The 21,106-nt window shown below is 39.7% G+C and carries 24 protein-coding genes; 8 read left to right on the top strand and 16 right to left on the bottom strand.

Features of this window, described 5'->3' with window-relative positions:
* Positions 1–491 precede the first annotated feature (491 nt).
* The 3 genes from RSJ42_RS12890 to RSJ42_RS12880 all read left to right on the top strand — a co-directional run bounded on the left by RSJ42_RS12890 (position 492) and on the right by RSJ42_RS12880 (position 5,049).
* Positions 492–1,190, top strand: a complete 699-nt coding sequence (locus RSJ42_RS12890) for a class I SAM-dependent methyltransferase (protein ID WP_410507685.1) — start codon at positions 492–494, stop codon at positions 1,188–1,190.
* A gap of 411 nt (positions 1,191–1,601) precedes the next feature.
* The gene (locus RSJ42_RS12885; RefSeq protein ID WP_410507684.1) at positions 1,602–3,005 is read left to right on the top strand and encodes a hypothetical protein; all 1,404 of its coding nucleotides are present in this window, start codon (positions 1,602–1,604) and stop codon (positions 3,003–3,005) included.
* Between the two features lie 586 nt (positions 3,006–3,591).
* Complete coding sequence (locus tag RSJ42_RS12880; RefSeq protein WP_410507683.1) at positions 3,592–5,049, top strand: right-handed parallel beta-helix repeat-containing protein; 1,458 nt, start codon at positions 3,592–3,594, stop codon at positions 5,047–5,049.
* A 100-nt stretch (positions 5,050–5,149) separates the two neighbouring features.
* On the opposite strand, the gene RSJ42_RS12875 is transcribed toward RSJ42_RS12880, so the two are convergent.
* Positions 5,150–5,470 (bottom strand): DUF6951 family protein, encoded by a 321-nt coding sequence (locus RSJ42_RS12875; protein ID WP_410507682.1) that lies wholly within the window; start codon positions 5,468–5,470, stop codon positions 5,150–5,152.
* 168 nt (positions 5,471–5,638) lie between these two features.
* Between RSJ42_RS12875 and RSJ42_RS12870 the strand changes: the two genes are divergently transcribed.
* On the top strand, positions 5,639–6,004 hold the full coding sequence (locus RSJ42_RS12870; protein ID WP_410507681.1) for a carboxymuconolactone decarboxylase family protein: 366 nt from the start codon (positions 5,639–5,641) through the stop codon (positions 6,002–6,004).
* Positions 6,005–6,143: 139 nt separating this feature from the next.
* Here RSJ42_RS12870 and arsB read toward each other — a convergent pair whose 3' ends face one another.
* The 4 genes from arsB to RSJ42_RS12850 form a co-directional block, all read right to left on the bottom strand.
* Positions 6,144–7,199: an ACR3 family arsenite efflux transporter gene (gene arsB / locus RSJ42_RS12865; RefSeq protein WP_410507680.1), complete on the bottom strand. Its 1,056-nt coding sequence runs from the start codon at positions 7,197–7,199 to the stop codon at positions 6,144–6,146.
* A 14-nt stretch (positions 7,200–7,213) separates the two neighbouring features.
* Positions 7,214–8,101: a universal stress protein gene (locus RSJ42_RS12860; RefSeq protein WP_410507679.1), complete on the bottom strand. Its 888-nt coding sequence runs from the start codon at positions 8,099–8,101 to the stop codon at positions 7,214–7,216.
* Positions 8,102–8,463: 362 nt separating this feature from the next.
* Complete coding sequence (locus RSJ42_RS12855; RefSeq protein WP_410507678.1) at positions 8,464–9,435, bottom strand: permease; 972 nt, start codon at positions 9,433–9,435, stop codon at positions 8,464–8,466.
* 490 nt (positions 9,436–9,925) lie between these two features.
* Complete coding sequence (locus RSJ42_RS12850) at positions 9,926–10,225, bottom strand: ArsR/SmtB family transcription factor (protein ID WP_410507677.1); 300 nt, start codon at positions 10,223–10,225, stop codon at positions 9,926–9,928.
* Between the two features lie 120 nt (positions 10,226–10,345).
* Between RSJ42_RS12850 and RSJ42_RS12845 the strand changes: the two genes are divergently transcribed.
* From RSJ42_RS12845 to RSJ42_RS12835, 3 genes are all read left to right on the top strand, one after another.
* Complete coding sequence (locus tag RSJ42_RS12845) at positions 10,346–10,678, top strand: hypothetical protein (protein WP_410507676.1); 333 nt, start codon at positions 10,346–10,348, stop codon at positions 10,676–10,678.
* Positions 10,679–10,986: 308 nt separating this feature from the next.
* Positions 10,987–11,400, top strand: coding sequence for an ArsR/SmtB family transcription factor (locus tag RSJ42_RS12840; RefSeq protein ID WP_410507675.1), 414 nt, complete (start codon positions 10,987–10,989; stop codon positions 11,398–11,400).
* Between the two features lie 174 nt (positions 11,401–11,574).
* Entirely contained in the window at positions 11,575–12,474 is a 900-nt protein-coding gene (locus tag RSJ42_RS12835) for a permease (RefSeq protein WP_410507674.1), read from the top strand.
* Positions 12,475–12,666: 192 nt separating this feature from the next.
* On the opposite strand, the gene RSJ42_RS12830 is transcribed toward RSJ42_RS12835, so the two are convergent.
* The 8 genes from RSJ42_RS12830 to RSJ42_RS12795 form a co-directional block, all read right to left on the bottom strand.
* Complete coding sequence (locus tag RSJ42_RS12830; protein WP_410507673.1) at positions 12,667–13,416, bottom strand: arsenite methyltransferase; 750 nt, start codon at positions 13,414–13,416, stop codon at positions 12,667–12,669.
* Between the two features lie 64 nt (positions 13,417–13,480).
* Positions 13,481–13,876, bottom strand: coding sequence for an ArsR/SmtB family transcription factor (locus RSJ42_RS12825; RefSeq protein WP_410507672.1), 396 nt, complete (start codon positions 13,874–13,876; stop codon positions 13,481–13,483).
* Positions 13,877–14,039: 163 nt separating this feature from the next.
* A complete protein-coding gene (locus RSJ42_RS12820; RefSeq protein ID WP_410507671.1) occupies positions 14,040–14,684 on the bottom strand; it encodes a cytochrome c biogenesis CcdA family protein in 645 nt (214 codons plus the stop codon).
* A 21-nt stretch (positions 14,685–14,705) separates the two neighbouring features.
* Entirely contained in the window at positions 14,706–15,230 is a 525-nt protein-coding gene (locus RSJ42_RS12815) for a thioredoxin family protein (protein ID WP_410507670.1), read from the bottom strand.
* A 418-nt stretch (positions 15,231–15,648) separates the two neighbouring features.
* Positions 15,649–16,032, bottom strand: a complete 384-nt coding sequence (locus tag RSJ42_RS12810) for a putative zinc-binding protein (RefSeq protein WP_410507669.1) — start codon at positions 16,030–16,032, stop codon at positions 15,649–15,651.
* A 75-nt stretch (positions 16,033–16,107) separates the two neighbouring features.
* On the bottom strand, positions 16,108–16,341 hold the full coding sequence (locus RSJ42_RS12805; RefSeq protein ID WP_410507668.1) for a thioredoxin family protein: 234 nt from the start codon (positions 16,339–16,341) through the stop codon (positions 16,108–16,110).
* Positions 16,342–16,467: 126 nt separating this feature from the next.
* Complete coding sequence (locus RSJ42_RS12800; RefSeq protein ID WP_410507667.1) at positions 16,468–17,520, bottom strand: permease; 1,053 nt, start codon at positions 17,518–17,520, stop codon at positions 16,468–16,470.
* Positions 17,521–17,789: 269 nt separating this feature from the next.
* Positions 17,790–18,659, bottom strand: a complete 870-nt coding sequence (locus RSJ42_RS12795; protein ID WP_410507666.1) for an arsenic resistance protein — start codon at positions 18,657–18,659, stop codon at positions 17,790–17,792.
* A 499-nt stretch (positions 18,660–19,158) separates the two neighbouring features.
* Here RSJ42_RS12795 and RSJ42_RS12790 point away from each other — a divergent pair, with 499 nt between their 5' ends.
* Positions 19,159–19,878, top strand: coding sequence for a sulfite exporter TauE/SafE family protein (locus tag RSJ42_RS12790; RefSeq protein WP_410507665.1), 720 nt, complete (start codon positions 19,159–19,161; stop codon positions 19,876–19,878).
* A 192-nt stretch (positions 19,879–20,070) separates the two neighbouring features.
* Here the strand turns inward: RSJ42_RS12790 and RSJ42_RS12785 are convergent, their stop codons facing one another.
* The 3 genes from RSJ42_RS12785 to RSJ42_RS12775 are packed head-to-tail and all read right to left on the bottom strand — an operon-like array spanning position 20,071 to position 21,105.
* Positions 20,071–20,409: a hypothetical protein gene (locus tag RSJ42_RS12785; RefSeq protein ID WP_410507664.1), complete on the bottom strand. Its 339-nt coding sequence runs from the start codon at positions 20,407–20,409 to the stop codon at positions 20,071–20,073.
* Positions 20,410–20,706, bottom strand: coding sequence for a sulfurtransferase complex subunit TusB (tusB, locus tag RSJ42_RS12780; protein ID WP_410507663.1), 297 nt, complete (start codon positions 20,704–20,706; stop codon positions 20,410–20,412).
* A gap of 54 nt (positions 20,707–20,760) precedes the next feature.
* Entirely contained in the window at positions 20,761–21,105 is a 345-nt protein-coding gene (locus RSJ42_RS12775; protein ID WP_410507662.1) for a DsrE family protein, read from the bottom strand.
* Position 21,106: the final 1 nt, after the last annotated feature.

The following is a 21,106-nucleotide window of genomic DNA, read 5'->3' as shown; positions in this document are numbered from 1 at the left end:
CTTAAATTTATTTTATCCAACAAAATTTATCTATTTTTATATTCTGTTTATCTTTAATAACTATCTAATTCCCGCGCTAACTTCCCTGTCTGAAACTCTAATAAAACTCACCCAGGCTCCTAATAAAACCCATCCAGGCTCGTGAAGTGCAATCTTGCGATCCTCTTATGGGCCGCTAACTGGTATTTGTAAAATACCCTGAAAAATCTCCTGAACTCCTTATTGATCAAGCTGGTCTCGACGAATTTAAACTCGCTTATAGTCTTTAAGATCTCTGGAAAAAATATGGTAAATTTAGACGGTCAGCTGTCCAGTACAAACAATTTTTGATAAGATAAGCTATAAATATTTATGCGCATATGAGATAAACTATATTTCTTCCAATCCTTGATTAATAAACTAATTAACTTATGCATTGAAATTATTAACTCAATTTCATGCCCTGTTCTATAGGGTAAATGCAGAAAAACAGTTGTAGGGGTTCAAAAAGTATGTCGAAATCAAAAAATGTCTGGGAAGAGTTTTTTGCAGACAAAAAATGCGGAGGGCACAGGTCGTCGGCTGAAGAATTTTTGTCCAAAGAAGCCAGGGAAAAATTATACCATCTTAATGGGGGCAAAACACTTCTCGACTTTGGCTGCGGAGCTGGCGAACTCCTGGTCTATTATGCAAAGGAATATGAAAAGCTTGCAGGAGCAGATTTTTCCGCATCAATGCTTGAAGAGGCAAGAAAAAGGGCTCTGGAAAGAAAGTGTGAAAATATAACTTTAATCCTGGCTGATGATAAAACTATCTGGGATAAAGTTGACTCTTCCTTTGACAGGATAACCGCAGCCGGAGTGATCCAGTACCTTACATACGAGGAAATTGATAATTTTATTGCCAATGCTTCAAGGCATTTGAATAAAGGAGGTAAAATCGTCTTTTTCGATATACTGGACCCTCGCCTTTATCCTTTATGGAAAATGGGGCTATTCTCCCGGAAAACCGGATTATGGAATATTCTTCTTAAAACAGGGTATGAAATCTGTGCAACTGCTTCAGCGGTCCTGAAAAACCGCCCAAAAGATATTCTTGGATATTCCCATAACCCTCTAAAAATAGAGAAAATTGCGAATAAGCATGGTTTTGACATGGAATACGTTCAGTCAATGTATTATGAATACAAGTATCATGCGATACTTTCGTGAGTAGAGGTTTGCTATTCTCAAAAAACTTTTTCCCGGATTATCCGCCTTTTCAAATATCGTTTATTTTTCTCTTTATTTGCCTTTTTAGGAGGAGTTAGCATTTCCCCTGACACAGTAAATCCAAAAAACCCTCGGAACCCTGATCAGGGTACTATTACTCTGTTTTCAGCTGATTATTCTAAAATTCGCAGCGTTCCAGATAACTTTTTCATCGGAAAGCTTCAGGAAAACAAAATTTACGACAGGTTATATTCAACAATTTACGGGACCCTGAAACCGCAGATTTTTTTCGATGATCTTTCCAGGGGACTGAAGTATAAAATCATACGGGACCCGGGCTTATCCCCCTGCAGTTTCCTCCCGGCTGCAGATGCTGTTTTCTGTGCAGGAACGAACAGGTTTACGGGAAATTTGGCTATACCGGAGGACGTTCACCGGTTCTGTGAATGTTCTTCTTATCCTCTTGTCCACTATCAGTGCCAGCCAAGGCAAGCAGGGTCGCTTTACATCTGCAGGCTTACTCCAATGGTTAAATGTACCTATCAGGTCTCAATGAGCATAAAAACGGATGATGCACAAAGTTTTGTCGAACTTAATAGCCCGGGTTCAAAGCTAATTATTCAGGAAATAAGTGGCAGGGTTATGTTAAAAAGTTATTTCGAAAACTCGCCCGATAATATGGGTTTTGAAACCATATTTCTTGGGAATACCACAGAAAAACTGGATTTTGAAATTGTTTTTGATGGAGTCAGCAAGACAAACACTATCTCTGCAAAAAATGGAAACTCTATTACAACTCCTTTTTACAATTTTGAGAGACAGAGGCTGCCATATCTTGACTTCTCCCAGGGATACCTTAAATTCACTTCTTTTCTTGGCGGAAAAGGATCAGCTCTTGACGTTACCATTTATAATGTAACCCAGAGAGCAGGCAGAAATTTAATAACCGCAATTGGGGATCGCAAGCTTATTCCTTTCGGGCTTGACGGGCCTCATATAAGAAATACAACCGAACAGGGTATACTCTACCTTAACAGCAAAAATAATAGAGGCACGATCTGGTTTGACATAGATCTCCTCGGGCAGTGCAGCGAGTCAGACCTTGAATACTTACGTAATCTGGTTTTTAATAACTTCTGGGATACAGGGGTACATTATTCTGGAGAATTGAACAGCCTTCCGGTTGAACAGGCTTACAGAGTAATGGACGAAGGGTATTCATACGTTTATGAGAAAATCGGGCAAAAACCAACAAGCTGGTGCTCGATGAGAAACAGGGACAGCCTTATACATGCAGTTTATGCGTATGAAAAACTGGGTATGCTGTGGAGAAACGGAGACTCCGGAGTCCATGCAGAAAAAAACATTGGTAACCTGGACGACGACACATGGGGCTGGTGGGAGCCTGCATCAAAGGCAGGCATGGCTTGCCCGGTTTTCACGCACGAACTTGATAAAGATCCGGCTATAAAATATTCAATCAGCCGCTCAAAGTTCCTGAACTGGGTAGACAGTTACAATTCAAACGATTTATCTATAGTGTCCTTTTACGAGTATGGTCAGATAAGCCGCAATACCCATGAAGCCAGTTTTTATGTCCTGCAACATACAGATAACTCTATCGTATTTAACGCGCATACAAACGGCTCTGATGCCCTCGTAAACATAAACATAAGGGCAGGAAAAGGTACAGGGGTTTATGACAATACCTCAGGAAAATTCCTTGATTACCGAATAGAGGAGGATAGATCGATCACATTCCGGATTGAAAATAAACATATTTACAGAGTATGTTTTAACAATTCAGCTGTTTAATCACTTAAAAAATATCGATAATTACTTGGGATATTATATATCGATAATTACTCAGGATAATAGATATCGATATACTCTGGATAGCCTGTTCACGAAAAATTGAAAGATTTCCTGCATATTTTATTATTCCTTATTTTCTATTATATTTCTTAAAATCCAAAATGTTTATTCAAATCTATTTGAGTTTTTTGATTTATTTGATTCAGGAAACTTTATATATGTTATTTCAAATACTTTTGAAACATTAAGAGTTATGCATGTGAAAAGTAAAATCAGGGCAATTTTTAGATAATCGGAGCTTCTTTAAGCCAGTATAACATACACTGTTATTGAAGTTTTTATGGCTGCTATGATAGTAACAGAACTATCGCGTTGTATTTCGAAAACATATATTTCAGTCAAAAACCAGCAATATAAGATGAAGTTAAAGCAATCATTATATGGTCACGGAGGAACTTATTGTAATTTTTAATTATAACAAATTTTCTATATCTTCCTGACTATAGCGTGTATACTATTTTATGAGTTTGACTGATCTAAGCTCATGAGAAATCATGGCTTATGTTAGTTCATTACAGGGATAAAAATGGATGAAAAATATCTGAGGTACTTAAGGGAAAACAGGAAAAAAATAGGAATTTCCATTTTAATTCTTACTTTCCTGATTGCAATAGGAGTACTCGTCCTTAATACTATACAATCCGAACATCCTCTTAAATCATCAAATAAAAAGGTATATGTGGCCTGGGACGGGAGTGGAGATTTCAACTGTGATGGGACTGATGATCAGGTAGAGATCAATAAAGCCCTCGCATATGTGGCAGGAAATCCGGAATACACTACCGTTTATTTGAAAGGCCCACACACTTACGTGATCTCAGACAAAATCCGTATCGGGGGTGACACTACTCTTGAAGGGGATTCCACAGCCGTGATAAAGCTCAAAGACAATGCAGATTGGCCGCATCAAAGGCCGCTGATAACTCAGATGAGCAGCTCTGGAAATAATAACATTACTATAACCGGCTTTGAGATCGATGGAAACTATGAAGGAAATGCTGAGAAAAAGAGAGGAGACGGATACTACAATTTAATCCATTTCATTAATTGTGACAACATACATATCTGCAATATGTACATGCATGACAGCCACGGAGACGGGCTGAGAATAAAGGACGGCAAAAACATAGAATTCCACGACAATAGGATCTACAAGCTCGGTCATGACGGCCTTTATGCAATCGATAGTCAGAATATAGAAGCATGGAATAATAACGTAAGGTGTAAAACAAATTCTGCACTCAGGATCTGGAATTCAAACCATGTAAAATTCCATGATAACACTATATATACCGAATTCGAGGATGATGCAGGCGGTCCCGGGATTCAGATACAGTATATCAGAGCATCAAGGGCTCAGCCGATGAATGATATTGAAGTTTATAATAATACAATCTACGATACGTATGGTCCGGGGATCTGGCTGATAGCATTTGGTGAGCCATACGCAAAGTCTGAGGCGCAGAATGTCCGCATACACAATAACACATTTTACGGCTGTGGCACGCATCAAACCTATGATTGGCTGGGCGGCATAGTGACAAGCGGGTTTTATGATACCGTCATAGAAAACAATGTTTTTGATGGTAACTACAACGCAGCTGTTGTGTATACATACCCAACCGGCCCGCGTTACAACATTGACTTTACTCCGACAGGTACGGATGGGAGTTATACGACCATCATGCGTAATAACATTATAACAAATACATTAGAACGCAAGTACAGCCCGGAAGGGACGGGTTATGGAGTTATTGATAACTTCCCGGAAACACACAACTTTGTGCTGGAAAATAACTGCGTGTATAATAATTCTGCAGGTAACTATAAAAACGCGAGCTCAACTACCGACCTTTATGTAGATCCCCTCTTTGCAGATCCAAAAAAGCATGATTACCGCCTGAAATCAAATTCTCCTCTTATTGGCGCAGGTTTTGTCTCTTCCGGTTTCCCGTATGATCCGGAAAATAACGGGACCGGATAAATAGGAGGTAGTAGAAGCTGAAAAAATATGAAAAAAAGAGAATTTAATTGAAGTAGAAATAAACTCCCAGAACAATCAATAAGGCTATCAGAAGATAGCCTTAAACTTCATTAAATTCGATACTTATGCTGCCTGCTTTTTTTGCCAGGGACTTTGACATAAAGCCGCTTTCCAGCTTGCAGAGATTAAGCACGGCACAGGGCACCAGGCAGTTTGAGGAGCACTGTGCTTCATGCGCTCTATCCATAACATAATTGTTTTTGATGTCCAGGGTTTCCATCATAGGAATTTCCATATGTGAAAACTTTTTTATTTTTTCACATGGTGTTTCAATATCTACGATAATCTTATCGCCTTTCATGCTCCCCTTTATCTTATGGGTAAAGCCACAGATAGTAGAATTTACTGTTATTTCAGTCAATGTGTCACCTTTTTTCCTTGGTTATCTTTTCTGGTTATTTTAATAACTTCCGTCTATTTCCTTTTCATTATTTTTCTTTTTATATTCTTATTTTGATATCAATAGAAATTGATATGTAACTTTCTGTATTTTATAAATCAAGATTGTAGAATTAAGTGGAGGAATAAAATGCCATTCATGGATGAAATACTTCCTGATACTGCCGAAGCATTCGGAAAACTGAGAGATTCTATCTTTGCTGGTGGAGAACTTGACCGTAAGACCAAAGAACTTATAGCGATTGCCTCTTCGGTCCTTATGCGCTGCCAGTACTGTGTTGATGTGCACTCACAGAGAGCTGTTGCTCACGGGGCAAACAAAAAAGAAATTGCAGAAGCTATTGCTATTGCCATGTTTATAGCCGGAGGCTCTCAGCTAGGCTGGACTAATATTTACGGTGAAAATGTTTACGATATCATCTTTAAAGAGAAAAAATCCGGGGAACCGGGAGAAGAAAAACCTGAATCTGATAAGGGCTGCTGCTGTGGAAAATGAATAAAGAATTGCGGTTTTGAATTCGCCATATAAGTTAAGTAAACTTTTCAATTTTTCTTCTTTTCCTTTCTTTTCTGTTTTTTCTCTGTTATTTTTTCTCTGTTATTTTTTCTCTGTTGTTTCTTCTCTGTCGAACCTGTTATCCGAATCTGAACTTTTCCCTGTTTCTGTCCATGATTTTCACAAGGGAAAGCATAACAGGCACTTCTACGAGCACTCCCACAACCGTTGCCAGCGCAGCCCCTGACTCCATGCCGAACAGGATTAAGGCTACTGCTACTGCCAGTTCAAAGAAATTGCTGGCTCCGATAAAGGTTGAAGGTGCAGCTTCCGCATAAGGGATTTTCAGGTATCTTGCTCCTGCATACCCTATCCAGAAGATCAGGTAAGTTTGCAGTACCAGAGGGATCGCAATCAGGAGAATATGCAAAGGGTAATTTATAATGTTGTTTCCCTGGAATATAAAAATCAGGACAAGAGTTATTAAAAGCCCGGCAGGAGTGATCCACTGCGTTTTTCGGATAAGTTTATTTTCAAACCAGTCAATGCCTTTCTTCCTTATCACTGCCTGCCTTGTCAGCACGGCAAGGCCAAGGGGAATTGCCACATAAAACAGGACCGAAATGAAAATTGTCATGAGAGGGACCGGAAAATCAGTTGTGACCCCAAGCAGGAACTTCCCCAGCGGGGCGAAAAGGACCAGGATGATAAGGTCGTTTACTGAGACCTGAATTAAGGCATAGTTGATATTTGCTCTTGCAAGGTAGGTCCAGACAAGCACCATAGCCGTACAGGGGGCAAGCCCGAGCAGAATCATGCCTGCAATATACTGCGCCTGAAGGTCAGCAGGGATCAGCGTCTCAAAAAGGACGCGCATAAATAGCCATGCAACAAAAGCCATTGTAAAGGGCTTGATTGCCCAGTTTACAATAAGGGTTAGAATAAGGGGCTTCAGGTTTGCTTCAACGTTCAGGATTTCCTCAAAATTGATCTTAAGCATGATAGGATACATCATGATAAGGAGCACAACAGCTACCGGAATTGAAACGTTTGCAATCTCAATTCCTCCGAGAGTATCAGCAAAACCCGGAAAAAGATAGCCTATTACAGTCCCGAGTATGATGCAGACTGCGACCCAGATGGATAGATATTTACTGAAGAAATCGAGCTCCCTTTCTTCCCCATTCTCAGGCATATTCTTCCTCATTTTCAGGCATATTCTTCTCCTTCGTCCCATCCTTCCTCTTCAAACTCTTTGTTTGCAGGGATAATTAGCACGGGTTTTGTAGTTTTTCTGAGTACACTTTCTGCCGTGCTTCCCAAAATCAGGTCGATTAAATCTCCTTTTCCGCGGGAGGTCAGCATGATCATGGTAATATCTTCCATGCTGGCTAGTTTAACAATTTCATCAGATGGAATGCCTTCAACAACCAGGTAATGGCTTTCTATACCTGCAAGCTGCTTTTTTATTTTCCTGAGCTTTTCTTTTGCTTCTTCCCTCTGTTCACACAGCAGGTCCATATCTTTTATGTTATCTATTACATGCAGGAGTAGAACTTCTCTTACGATCTCTTTAAATTCCTGAAGCTGTTCTATTGCCTTCATCGACTCTTTTGAAAAGTCCAGAGGTACGAGAACCCTTGAGAAAGTTGTTCCGCATGCCTTTTCATAGACTTCTTTTCCTTCATTCAGGGCATCGTACTTTTCAACCAGCAGTATTTTCTTTGAACTCCGTACTATATATTCCGTGGTCTTTCCGAGAAATCTGCCCTTTATGAACCCTCTGGTAGTGGCTCCCATAACTATAGCATCAACATCTTTCTGGTCAGCAATTTCCGAAATTGCCCTCTTTATGTCCCCCACTATTACCAGAGATTCGGTTTCAAGTTCAAGTTCCCTGGCAAAACCTGCGTATTCCTCAATTCTTTTCTCCGCATTCCGTTCAAACATAGGGGCAAGCCCCTGGCTTTTATGAATATCCACAACATGCAGCAGAATAACCTTTTTCAAGCCCGCATTTTTAAGTTCCCCTATGCAGCCAAGCAGATCTTCCATCTCAATAGTAAAGTCTACAGGAACAAGTACAGTTTCAATCAATCCATTGCCCCCTTTTTCAGGCTTTATTGATAGTATTTCTCCAGTCTGTCCTTTTAAAGTCCCTTTTTATAGTATTCCTCTATCAGTATAAATAAGGCGTGCAAACCCTCTGTTCTAAGGCAAAATAGGTAAAAATGATATGAATTAAAAATGAGATAAAAAATAACCTCAATAAATCAATCCGGATAAATATCTGGAAATTATGATCTGAGAGTGCAATGTCGGGCAAAAGTCAAATGAAGAATGGGGAAATACTACCTGAAAGGAATTAAAAAGAAAAATCGAATTAAAAAGAGATTTCAGATTTTAAAAAATCAGGCAACCCATCTCTTTATCTCTCTTTTACGTTTTAGAAAACAGGCTTACAGAATAATGTTGAATAAATAGCCTGTAAAGATTATAAATACGGTAACGATTGTAATAAATGCAGCTATCAGTTCATTTTTAAGCACTTTTTTCAGGATTATTATTTCTGGAAGAGAAAGTGCAGTCACTCCCATAATAAAGGCAAGAGCAGTGCCTACAGGAAGTCCTTTTCCAATAAGGCTTTCCATAATAGGGATCATACCCATAATGTTGGAGTAGAGAGGCACTCCTATGAGAACTGCAACAGGGACTGCGAGCAAATTATCCTTGCCTGCATATTTTTCCAGGATGCCTTCGGGCGCATAGCCGTGAAAAATTCCTCCAAGGGCAACTCCGATAATCACATAAATCCAGACTTTTTCAACTATATCCTTTACAGATTCATAAGCTGCAGCAGTTCTTTCTTTTACGCTCAGGTCTCTGGCGTTTTTGTTCAAATCTCCTATCTTTACTTTGTAAACGAACTCAGCTACGTACTTTTCCATCTTCAAAAGGCCTATCAGATACCCACCAATGACACCGAGTAAAATGCCTGAAACGGTATAAATCAAAGTTGCTTTAAAACCCATGGTTGCCCACAGTGCAGCAATGGCAGCCTCGTTTACAAGAGGTGAGGTAATAAGGAAGGAGAAAGTCACTCCCAGAGGAATTCCAGCTTCCACAAAACCAATAAAAAGCGGTACTGATGAACAGGAACAGAAGGGGGTGACTGCCCCCATCATGGAGGCTAACAGATGATATTGCAGCCCTTTTTTGCCCCCCAGCACTTTTCTGGTTTTTTCCGGGGTTACATAGGTCCTTATGTAGGAGACAGCAAAGATCATCACCGCCAGAAGAACAAAAATTTTCATTACATCGTAAATAATAAAACTGACACTGGATGCAAGTCGTGTATCAGGCACGATTCCTAACACATCATATGTCAGTTTATCAGCAATCCATTGAAGGGGATAGAATATATCAACCATTTTTGGTTCCTTCTTTATGTTGATTATTTCTTTATCGGTATTTCAATTCTCAAATATATCATTATATATTGATATGTAATATTCTATATAAGTATTCCTGTTGAGCTTTGATATTTGATTTATTTTAAACTCAATGATTTTTGTTGAAATTTGTATCTCTCAGTTACTTTTTTAAAAATAAGCTAGCGGATTCGCTAAACAATGAGAAAACAAAGATGAAATTCTGGACAAAGCTCTCTGAGTAACCTGAGGTGCATGCAAATGCACTTTTACGCAAGAAAGAGAACCTTCTAATTTTTAAAAGAACAAAAGGCTGAAATAATAAATACCTTTCATGAATATCCTTTTGATCGCTGGATTAAGAGAAATTAAGAAAAATTCACTTCATTTAAGCAGATATTATTTTTTCAGGGAATATTTGAAAGAACTATTTTACATCTGTGAATTTCAGGGGGTATGAATTCTGGATTTCACCCGGTGGTAAAGCACCTTATTCCTCAAGGACTTCCAGGATTCTCCTGATTTTTTCGTTTTTTATAGAATACAATCTCTTCTTTCCTTCTTTTCTTACTTTAATTATCCCCCAATCCTGTAATTTCGCAAGGTGCATTGAGGTATTGGATTGTGTTTTGCCAATGATTTCCGGGATCTCACAGGCACATATTTCTCCTTTAATTCCGTATTTATTTTCTCCGCATGTGCACTCGGATTCGATTAGAGCCTTAATAATCCTGTATCTTGTATCTTCGCTGAGGGCTTTGAAGAGCTGTAAATTTTCTTCGTTAATCATATCAACATCCATTGAATGTAAAACGTATATATACTTTTCTGAATCCAGAAGTTATTATGGTCGCTAATTTTTTATATCATATCGACAAACATAAATATCAATGCTCTTTGATACGTACATATGGATCTCAAAAGGAGGCATTCCTGGATGGGTAAACTTGGAAAGAATTTGCTTGGAAAACTGATGGGAACCGATAAAAGTTGCTGCTGTTGCGGTCCTTCCATTGTAAGCGTTAAAAAGATTAAAATTGACAACAAAGATATGGAAATTGCCGGATTAGACGAGGAGTTTGAAAAGCAGAATGCAGAAGGCAAGATTCCAGAGAACATTAATAGCGAAGAACTTGCTCGAAATCTTATAAAGATAAATGATATTCCCGAAGAAGAGCTGGAAAAATTTAAAATCGCAGTGCTGAAAGAATACGAAACATACTGGCAGGAGAAAAGAAAGTAATCATATTTACGTAAAGTACTCATATTTGCTTAAGGTACTCATATTTATGTAAAGTAATCATATTTACGTAATGTAATCATATCTATATATGTAGATACGAAATGTTGATTCTCCTGGTGCAAATTTTGTTTCGAGGCCACCGGAAATGAACCCCAGATGCTCAATTTGCGGAAAAGAAGATTCATTACTCAGGGCCAATCACAGGGATTCAGGAAATATAAATCTGTGTGTGAAATGCTGGTCAAAATAACAGAGTAAAAATATGCTGCTTCCTTTGGAAGGCAGAGGCAGCTGCTGCAGGTAGATTCATGGAAACCGAAGAGAAATCAGGTGTAGATAAGAGAAAGAGTGAAGTAGAAATTGAAAGATTGAAACGTTTTATTTTTGATCGTGATCAGCTGGAGGTAAGAACGCAGAAGCTCAGTTCTCTGGTAAACCGGCTGGATGAAGAAGCAATAAACTCGGAGACCAGGATTTTTAAAGCCCTTGCAGATCCAAACCGGCTCAAGATAATAAAATTACTGAAAGAAGGAGAACTCTGCGGCTGTGAACTAACAATTGCACTTTCCAACTCTCAGTCAACTGTTTCTCACCATCTTTCAGTACTGAAAAATGCAGGCCTGATCAGAGAACGAAAGGAAGGAAAATGGTCTTACTTCCGCCTCTCGGAAGGAGCAGTTATTGAAATGCTTAACCAGGCAAAACTGCTCACTGAGAAGTGAACTTCCGGTAAAGTTCCCTTTCTGAAAGTTTTACCCGGGGACGAAATCAGCTTTTCAAAACGTTTTAAGTTTCAGAGAAGTCGGATAATGCGAGAGTAAAGTGGTGATTTCAAGTATCCAATAGCTGTAGCTCTCGATATTTAAAGAAAAAATAGATTTTGAAGGAAGGTAGAAATGTTCTGGGATAATTTAACTTTGGCGGCAAGGTTCTTTATTGAAATCGCCGTAGAGCTTACTGTTTTATTCATAGGTATAACTTTTCTCGTGGGGCTGATTCAGGAGTACTTACCCGAAGAAACCATAAAAAAAGCTCTGGGAGGACGGAACAAAGTTGCAGGCAGCATCCTTGGGGCAGGATTTGGTGCACTTACTCCTTTCTGTTCCTGTTCTACCATACCGCTTCTCCTGGGAATGCTTAAGGCTGGTGTACCCTTTGCTGCAGCAATGGCATTTCTGTTCTCTTCGCCCTTACTCAATCCGGTGATAATATCCCTGTTCATTATTCTGCTGGGCTGGAAAATAGCTGCTATCTATTTTGCTGTTACCTTTACCTCTACAGTTGTTATTGGCCTCTTACTTGATGGGGCTGGCTTCTCGAGTCAAATTAAGCCGGTTGCTGTTGTACGAAATAAATGCGACTGTCAGCAGGCAACAGATTCAAAATCAAGGATACAGCGGTCTGCAGTATTTGCATTTAGCCTCTTCCGCCAGCTCGTGCCTTATCTCCTTCTTGGAGCGGGAATTGGGGCATTCATTCATGGATTTGTACCTACTGAGATCATCTCCAGTCTGGCCGGCCCTGGCAATCCCCTGGCAGTTCCTGTTGCTGCAATTATTGGTGTCCCCCTCTATATCCGGGCTGAGACTATGATTCCCATCGGACTCGCACTCATTAAGAAAGGAATGAGTTTGGGAGCTGTTCTGGCACTGGTAATTGGCGGTGCAGGAGCCAGCATACCCGAGCTGACGCTTCTTTCATCGATATTCAAGAAGAGGTTACTGGCGGCTTTTGTTGTAACGGTTTTTTCCATAGCTGTAATTGCAGGATATCTTGCAAACCTGCTGGTATTGTGAAAACTACAAAAAGTCAGGAGCGATACAAGGTAAGCAGATACAAAACTTGACTATTTCCCAAATGTCTGGGACCTCGGATGAAAATTGAAAAATTGAAGGGAAAATTAAAAATGAATGAAATAATCGTCACGACTTTCGATGTTCATTCATACTTCTTTCCATACATTTAACCGATCCTTTTTTATCCCATGCTTATACCCATGCTTTTAATTTCAGGCTTTCAACTGGCAAATCTCCGTATTGTCTTTTACTGATATCCATATCTTCATTCAGGATTTCTACCGAAAATCCTGCTTTTTTCAGAAGCTTCAAATATTCCTCTTTTAAAACGGCACCAGCGATGCAGCCCGCAAGCAGTCCACTGTCATTTTTAAGCTCTTCAGGTAACTCCTCCAGGAGAACCATATCCGAAATATACATTCTGCCTTCCGGTTTCAGGACACGGAAAGCTTCCCTGAACACTTTTTCCTTATCTGGCGCCAGGTTGATTACGCAGTTGCTGATGATGACGTCCACGGAACTATCTTCAACTGGAAGAGCTTCGATATCTCCATGGCGAAACTCAACGTTTGAATATCCGTATTTTTGAGCATTAGCCTGCGCTTTTTCAACCATCTCCTGAGTCATATCTACTCCGATAACCTTTCCTGAGCTTCCGACTTTTTGTGCAGCAAGAAAACAATCAAACCCGGCGCCTGAGCCCAGATCAAGGACAATATCTCCCGGTTTCAGATCTGCAAAAGCTGTAGGGTTACCACATCCAAGTCCCATGTTTGCATCCGGAACGGCCTGAATATCAGATTCAGAATAGCCAAGAGACTTAGAAAGGTCTACCGGACTTGGATCTCCACAGCAACTGCTGCCTGAGCAGCAGGAGCCACCTAAAACTGCAATTTCCTGGTATTTTTTTTTGATAACTTCCTTTTTTTCATTCGCATCCATTGTTCTACCCATTCCTTATGTTGATATTTTTTCGATCCCGTATTCAGCTTACTTTCAGTTATCTTCAGCTTTGTTTCTCAACCCGGCTATCAGCACTCTCATTAATGGTATTAATTCTGTTTTCAGTTTTACACACAGGACATACTTCTGAAACAGAACATACCCCTGAGACCTGCTGCTTATCACAACAGGGCTTTACATCCTTGATTCCAAGAGATAGAAGCAAAGCTTCAATCTCCCCGTTTTTAATGCTGTAAATGATGTTTCTTCCCTGCTTTTCATACTTTAAAATTCCAGCTTCAACAAGAACCTTCAGGTGCTTTGAAACCGTAGTCTGGTCTTTTTTTGTAAGAGAAGAGAAATCACAGGCACAGTAGCTGTGCTCGAGCAGGTAAGAGAGGATAGTAAGCCTCGTCTCATCTCCGAGAGCTTTAAAAAACTTTACTTTACTATCAAGCATAATTATATGGATATATGCGCATATATCCATATATATTTGGTGGTCAGTAGTTTAGAAATCTATTAGTCCGAAACCTGTTTTTTTCAAATAACAACCAGTTTACTGGGCATATTTCACTATCCTGTGCGATCCAAAAATAAGTGTCCGGAAGAGTCTAAAAGACTCAGAAACTATTGACGTGGTTCTGGTAAACCATATAAAAACCGACACCCAGGACAATGAGGCCTGCAACTTTTTTTAACGGAAAACCATATTTTGAAACTTTCTGAAGCCCTGTAGAAGAAAAGCTTGCAGAGTAAGTAGCAAGAAGCATGGGAATGGAAAAACCAATGGAATATATGAAGAGCATCAATGCCCCATATGCTACTTTACCTGAAACTGCAACCATTGTAAGGATAGAACCAAGCACTGAGCCCACACATGGAAGCCAGACAATCCCGAGGGAGAGGCCAAGCAAAAGACCTCCGAAAAGCCCTTCCTTTCTGGAATTTGCCAGTGAAGAAAAATTCCCAAAAACATTAAAAATATTTAAGTCAAAGATCAGTGAGATACCCATTGTAATCAGAAGAACTTCTGCAAAGATATAAAGCAGGTCGAGATAAGAAGTGAGTGTTGCCCCGAAAAGGGAAGTGACAATCCCCATGCTGGTAAAGAAAATAGACAGCCCCAATACGATTGCAAGAGGCCTGAACTTTCCTTTTTCAGTTGAATAAGCAAAAACTGCCGGGATTACTGGGAGAATGCAGGGGGAGAGGACGCTAACCACCCCTGCAAGGAAAGCAGCAACCGGAAGAAAGTCCGAAAACATAAATTACTCCTCTATATTTATTTACTCCTCTATATTTCTGGATTCGATGGCTTTGTCAAGAGTTTCAGAAAGTGTTTCTTTATCGGCAACACCCAGAAACCTTGCATTTGCCCTTTCTGAACTTTCGGTTCCGTCCTGTCGCATATACATGTATTTGCCGTCCTCGATATCTGCAATGACACATGTATCAGGAATGACTCTTACTCCGAATGTTGTTGCGAATTCAGGATATTCCTTGATATCGATAAGCATTATAGAAGCAGAACCCTTATACATTGGAAGCATTTCTGAAAGTATATCCTCCTGCTCCTTGCAGGGAATGCAGCCCTTAGACCCGAGTTTCAGCACAACAGGACCTTTTGTAAGGGCTTCATCAATCTGGCTCGGATCCGTAACCTCAACAAGTTCTGCTTCACTAGCGGAATTATTAACCTCTGCCGTAGTCTCAACAGATTCTGTCTCATTGCCGGAACTGTCAGTACCAGTACAGCCTAAACTGAGGAAAATTAAGACAAAAATAGCTAAAATAGAGAGCGGTTTTTTCAAAAAGAACGGAAAAGAAGGAAAAATTCGTTCCTCGTCCTGTATTTATGCAATCGCTTCATTACAATTCTCCTAAAACTCATTCGGTTCTTTTTTAACAACACAAGAAAATAATCGGATAAATCAAAATATGTTGATATATTCATGTATAATAAATGATATAAATGTTTTACCTTATGCATGGACAAAAAAAATTAGTTTAAGTAAATCAGTCTCAATGAGATGATTATAGCGAAAGTTTTGTTATTGTTATAGATAATCAGTCAAGATTAAGCTAAGATCATTCAAGAATTAAGTTAAGATAGTCCAGAGGTTTTAGAGGAACCATAAGCTACTCTAAATTGATTGGAAGTTAAAGCGGTTGATAAGAATTTGAGGGAAAACTACGAATGTAAGTTTCAAACAAAAAATGGAGTGAATATCACTCCGATTGAAGTATCCCCATGACCTTTTCAAGGACTTCGGCGACTTCTTCATCCTTTGGGTTTCTATCCTTTGCTTTTTTTATCCCCAGTTCAGAAACAATGATCTGACGGTCAACTTTGAAACCTGCCAGTTCCATAGTTTTGGTTGCACAGTTTACCGGGCAGCCGTCAATTGTGATAATCCTATCAGAGGCTTCGGCAGATTTCATGAGCCCGGGAGCTCTGGCTCCGATGCCAACAGTACACATAAGGTTTCCTATCCCCCGTTCTTCAAGAGCAATCGCGATCTTGTTTGAGATCTGCCCAACATTCGCTGCCCCTGCGCAGGGGAAAAGCGCAACATTTGCCGAGCCGCATGAACATCTGGTTTCTTCTGCCATTTTTTTCTCTCCGGTTTATATCTGAGAATTAGCTCATATGTGTCTTTTTTACCTGATTTAATGACTCATTCTGGCTCACTTGGTGATCCATTTCTTGATATCTTCCACGCTCGGGACTTTGCCTGCGACTTTAACATCTCCGTCAATAACCAGGGCAGGGGTAATCATGACTCCGTACTCCAGAATTTTGTCAAAATCTTCTACCTTTACAATCTCCGCGTCCACACCTGTTTCCTTAACGGCTTTTTCGGCAAGTTCTTTCGTCTTTTTGCATTTGGCACAGCCTGAACCCAGTACTTCGATTTTCACTTTTTCACCTTCTATTCAATTCTCTTTTTGTTTTTTATTATGATCTCTCTAGATATAATAGATATAAACTTGTGAGTTATCTGCTAAGTTACTTTTAACTTTATTTTATTTGATTTATTCAATTTCTTATGCAAACATGGTTCCGAATATGTATCCTGAGATGGTTGCAATCAAAACTACCAGGGAAATATAAGTCATTCCTTTTTTTATTCCCATTACCCGGTTAATAACAATCATACTTGGAAGGCTAAGTGCCGGGCCCGCAAGGAGCATGGCAAGAGAAGGTCCTGTTCCCATTCCAAGCAGGGTGAGAGCTTTGATGATAGGCACTTCTGTAAGAGTGGAGAAGTACATCATGGCTCCTGCAATAGACGCTATAAAACTGGAAACAAGGGAATTTCCTCCTACCAGAGAAGCTACAATCTCTTTTGGAAGCACTTCAACTATAATGCCTGCGAAAAATACACCTAGGAGAAGCAGGGGGGTAATCTGTTTTATCAGGAACCAGGTCTCTCCCATCCAGCTTTTAAGTTCATCTTTTGAGAACCATTTAATAGACATATATGCAGTAAGCACTATAAGAGGTATCCATACAATGATCTGGTCAGTGTACTTCCAGCCACGGCCGGACATGATTTCCGGAGCTACAAGGACTGCAATGAGCAAAATAAAAAGTTCAACGGTGTGTTTGTGCTCCTCTTGTCCGAATGTTTTGATGGATCTCTGTTCCGCTCCTTTCCTTTCATAAATCAGAGACATTGTGAGGCCTATGAATATCGAAAGAAGCACTGCCGAAAAAGCTCTTGCAACTCCAAGGTCATATCCCAGGATTTTCGCGGTATAAACAACTGCGAGGATATTGATTGCCGGGGCAGAGAAAAGAAAAGTAGTTGCTGGGCCTATACCTGCTCCTCTTTTATATATTCCCGCAAAAAGAGGAAGAGTTGTACAACTGCAGACTGCAAGAAGACAGCCTGAAGCCGCAGCTACTGTATAGGAGATATATTTTGGAGTATCTGCTCCAAAGAACTTTAATACGGATTCTTTGGAAAAAAGGGAGGCTATCGCACCAGCCAGAAAAAAGGCGGGCAAAAGGCACATCAGCACATGCAGAGCTAAATACTCCTGCAGAGACTGAAACCCGACAGATACGAGATACATGAGATAATCGAGAGTCATTTTTCCTCCAGGGATTTCCAGGATTTCCTATTGTTATTTCAAATATATTTGAAAGAACCTATATAAAATTTCCTATTTCAAATATATTTGAAATAACATCTGGATCGGGCTGGGCCTGTGCAATGTGCCCTCAGAATAAGGTAGCACACCAGCTCCTTCCAAATTACAATGAGAAAAACTCTACAGCAAATCTTCTCTGTTGACAGTGAATCCAGAAAAAATTTTATTATTTAATTTTAGATTCCTTCCCGAAGCCAGTTTTAGAGAGATTAGATTTCCTGGATTTTCATGCAACTATCACTTTCGCCTGCCCATCCTTTCCTGATCCGGAGCAATGTATGAGATACTACCCCTAGCACAGGTAGTTCTATTAAAGGACCAATTACAAGTGCCAGTGCGATCAATGGTTCGTCGGGAAAAGCTGTAAGTGCGATTGCCAGAACTATTGGAGAATTGCGTGCAAGAGTTGTCAGGTTCAGGCTGGCAGTATCCTGATAAGAAAAGTGAAGGTACCTTCCAATCATCTGGCCAATAATGAATACGATCACAAAGAATAATAATACAGGAGGTATAAGTTTCAGCAGTATCAGAGGGTTTTGAACCAGCTGTTCACCCTGTGAAGCAAACATAGCTATTATTGCAAGATTCAAAAAGGAAAACTGGACGTGGTCAAGTTTTGGGAAAACCTTTTCTTCAAGCCAGTATTCCCCTTTTATTTTTGGCAAGACTATCTTTGAGACAAGGGAGGTTAAGAATGGGATAAAAAGTACAAGCAGCACGCTTTCAACCAGCAGGGTTGAATCAATGGCTGCGATAGTACCTCCGAAAATCAGCAAATACACTGGTAATAGGACCAGCTGGAGGATCAGGTTCATTGGAAGGATGGATGCGGAAAGCGGGACATTACCGCATGCAAGACCTGTAAAAACTAAATACCAGTCAGTACAGGGAGTAACCATCAGCATAATAAAACCTATCCATAAGGCCGGGTTATCTCTTAAAAACAAAAACCCGAGGACAAAGGCCAGCAATGGATTGAATATAAAGTTTATACTCCCGCTCACTCCGGCAAACCTCCAGTTCTTAAAAGAATTCCCCAATTGACTGAGAGGAACCTGTAAAAAAATGCTATATAACATAATCATTAGAAATGGGACAATAAAAAGAGCCGCATAATTCTGGATAATCAAATTTTGACCCAGGATTAGACCGACAGCTACGGAAGCCAGTATAAAGAAAGATTGATATTTTTCAATGGAGGCTATATAAATCTCTCGTGAATCGTTATATATTATTATTAAATTATTTTGGTTATCCTAAACATTGAGTGGGTAAGTTATATATATTTTTTCCTTTGATTAGATCTATGTTATATCCAGAAACTATTTCTCAGATCCAAAATAATTTGAAAGTTCAATACAAGATACAATAGCAAGTGACTTAAAAGATTAAACATTGCGTAAATTCCAATCCTATTTTATTCCAATCCTATTTTGGCACTGTGTAATGACCATTAAAATGAAACAAACTTGAAGTTGAAGTATAATAAAGGGTCACAGTACACCATATATAATTATAATATATAACTACAATAAAAGAAATTAAAAAAGCGAAATAGTTTTGGGATAAAACATACAAATGATGGAAATCCATATAATTTTGATATTATCTAGTTTTATTGCTGCATTAATTTCGGGTTCGGCAGGTTTTGGCGGTTCGCTTTTGCTTCTACCTGTACTGACCTTATACGTAGGTGCAGAGATTGCTGTTCCAGTGCTTACAATTGCTCAGTTAATCGGAAATCTGTCGAGAATGGCATTTGGACTAAAACAGATTGATTGGAAAAAGGTTGCCCTATTTTCAATAACCGCCCTTCCATTATCAGCACTTGGAGCGTTTGGATTTTCAATTCTTTCTAAAAGCACAGTAACCAGGGGGATAGGTGCTGTCTTAATTTTACTTGTAATCTTGAAGTATTATCGGATATTGAAATTCAAACCGAATAATAAAACCCTTATTTTTGGCGGGGCAATAACTGGTTTGCTGTCTGGGCTTGCAGGAAGCGCGGGTCCGATTGGAGCTGCGGTGTTTCTTTCTTTTAGCTTACAACCGATAGCTTATATCGCAAGCGAAGCTGCAACAGCAACTGCTATACATATAGTGAAAATTGTTGTCTATGATAAACTTGTTAATGTTCCTCCGGAGGCGGTTAACCTTGGACTTTTAATGGGTGTTGCCATGATTTTTGGGACTTATATAGCAAACCAATTTATTAAACACATGAAAAAAGAAGTCTTTCAAAAGTATGTGGCTATTCTTCTTTGCATAGCTGGGGTTTATATGCTAATCGCCGGATAACACTTATTTTCATTATAACCATTTCTGGTAATAGTGAAGATTTGGAAAAGTATTGCTGTTGAATAAAAGAGAAAGCCTAAGAAATATAGATGCTATCTGTATATAATATCTTAACCGTACTTCCCACAGTAAAACTGAGGGTTTTTGAACAAACTCAAGTAATTCTTGCCCTTAATGGTACCGTTCTGGTCCTCATTTTCCTGCTTCTTTCCGTATCTCTTTTGTTATGTCCTTCATCATCTCTCCCACAAGCGTCGCTTTTTCGCAGTGGGATGCTTCTTTCGGACTGCAGTTTATGAGGATACTCATCAGCCTGTCCGCTGTCCTGTAATATTTCATATCCTCTACCCTGACAAGAAAGGCAGATAAACGTTCGCTAAACTCCCTGCATTTTTCGTGGTCACAAACTGCCTGCTCATGCAACCGGCTTACGCATTCCAGTTCCTCAACAAATTCGGGTGGGAGCTTTTCGGCCATATTAAGTACTATCCTTTCAGTATGTTTTTCGATATATTGTCTGCTAACCTTCATTTAAAAAGTGTATGCACGTCTACAGTTTTCCATTATATCCTCTATAAGTACGGCATAAAAGTTTTCCGGAATTATGACATTCTCTCTGCCGCTTATACCTCTAGCCTCAAGATCTTCCTGACATGCATAAACTGTAAACCCCGGCATTTCCCGTATGCCGGAAAGCAGGTGATATACTCCATCTCCTGCAAGATAAATCCTGGCATTCCCTGAGCGAGCAACCAGTTTGAGGCAAAGTTCCGACCGCGGGCTAAAAGGGGGCTTTGTTAGCAGGAATACATCATATTCTTCTTGCATACTATTTTCCTCTATTTTTTCCTCTATTTTTTTCCTCTATTTTTTTACTCTATCTCAAAATAAGATCACGCAGTCCGAGCTTTCCATTTCTTCAAGGAAGTCCCCTTCGTCAACAAGTTCTGCAGTCTCTATCAGGGCTTCTTCAAAAAGGCCTCTCTCAACCAGAGAAGGTTCATGCACGATTACTCTTAACTCACCATAAGAGTAGAGAATATCTGAAAGGTTTGGTACTCCAAGTTTTTTGCTTTCCTGCCCGGCAAGTATAAGATAAACCCCATCTCCGTAAAGTCCGAGAGTCACGTGCATCCCTGCAAGACTTACTGCAGCCGCATTCAATGCCCCGAAAGCTTTCTCACTGCCGTACGGGGCATTTTCCAGCAGATAGAAAACTGATTTCATA

It is taken from the genome of Methanosarcina hadiensis (assembly GCF_046529725.1).
GTDB lineage: Archaea > Halobacteriota > Methanosarcinia > Methanosarcinales > Methanosarcinaceae > Methanosarcina > Methanosarcina hadiensis.
The sequence above is the reverse complement of the archived record's forward strand: the minus strand, read 5'-3'. Positions and strand labels throughout refer to the sequence as shown.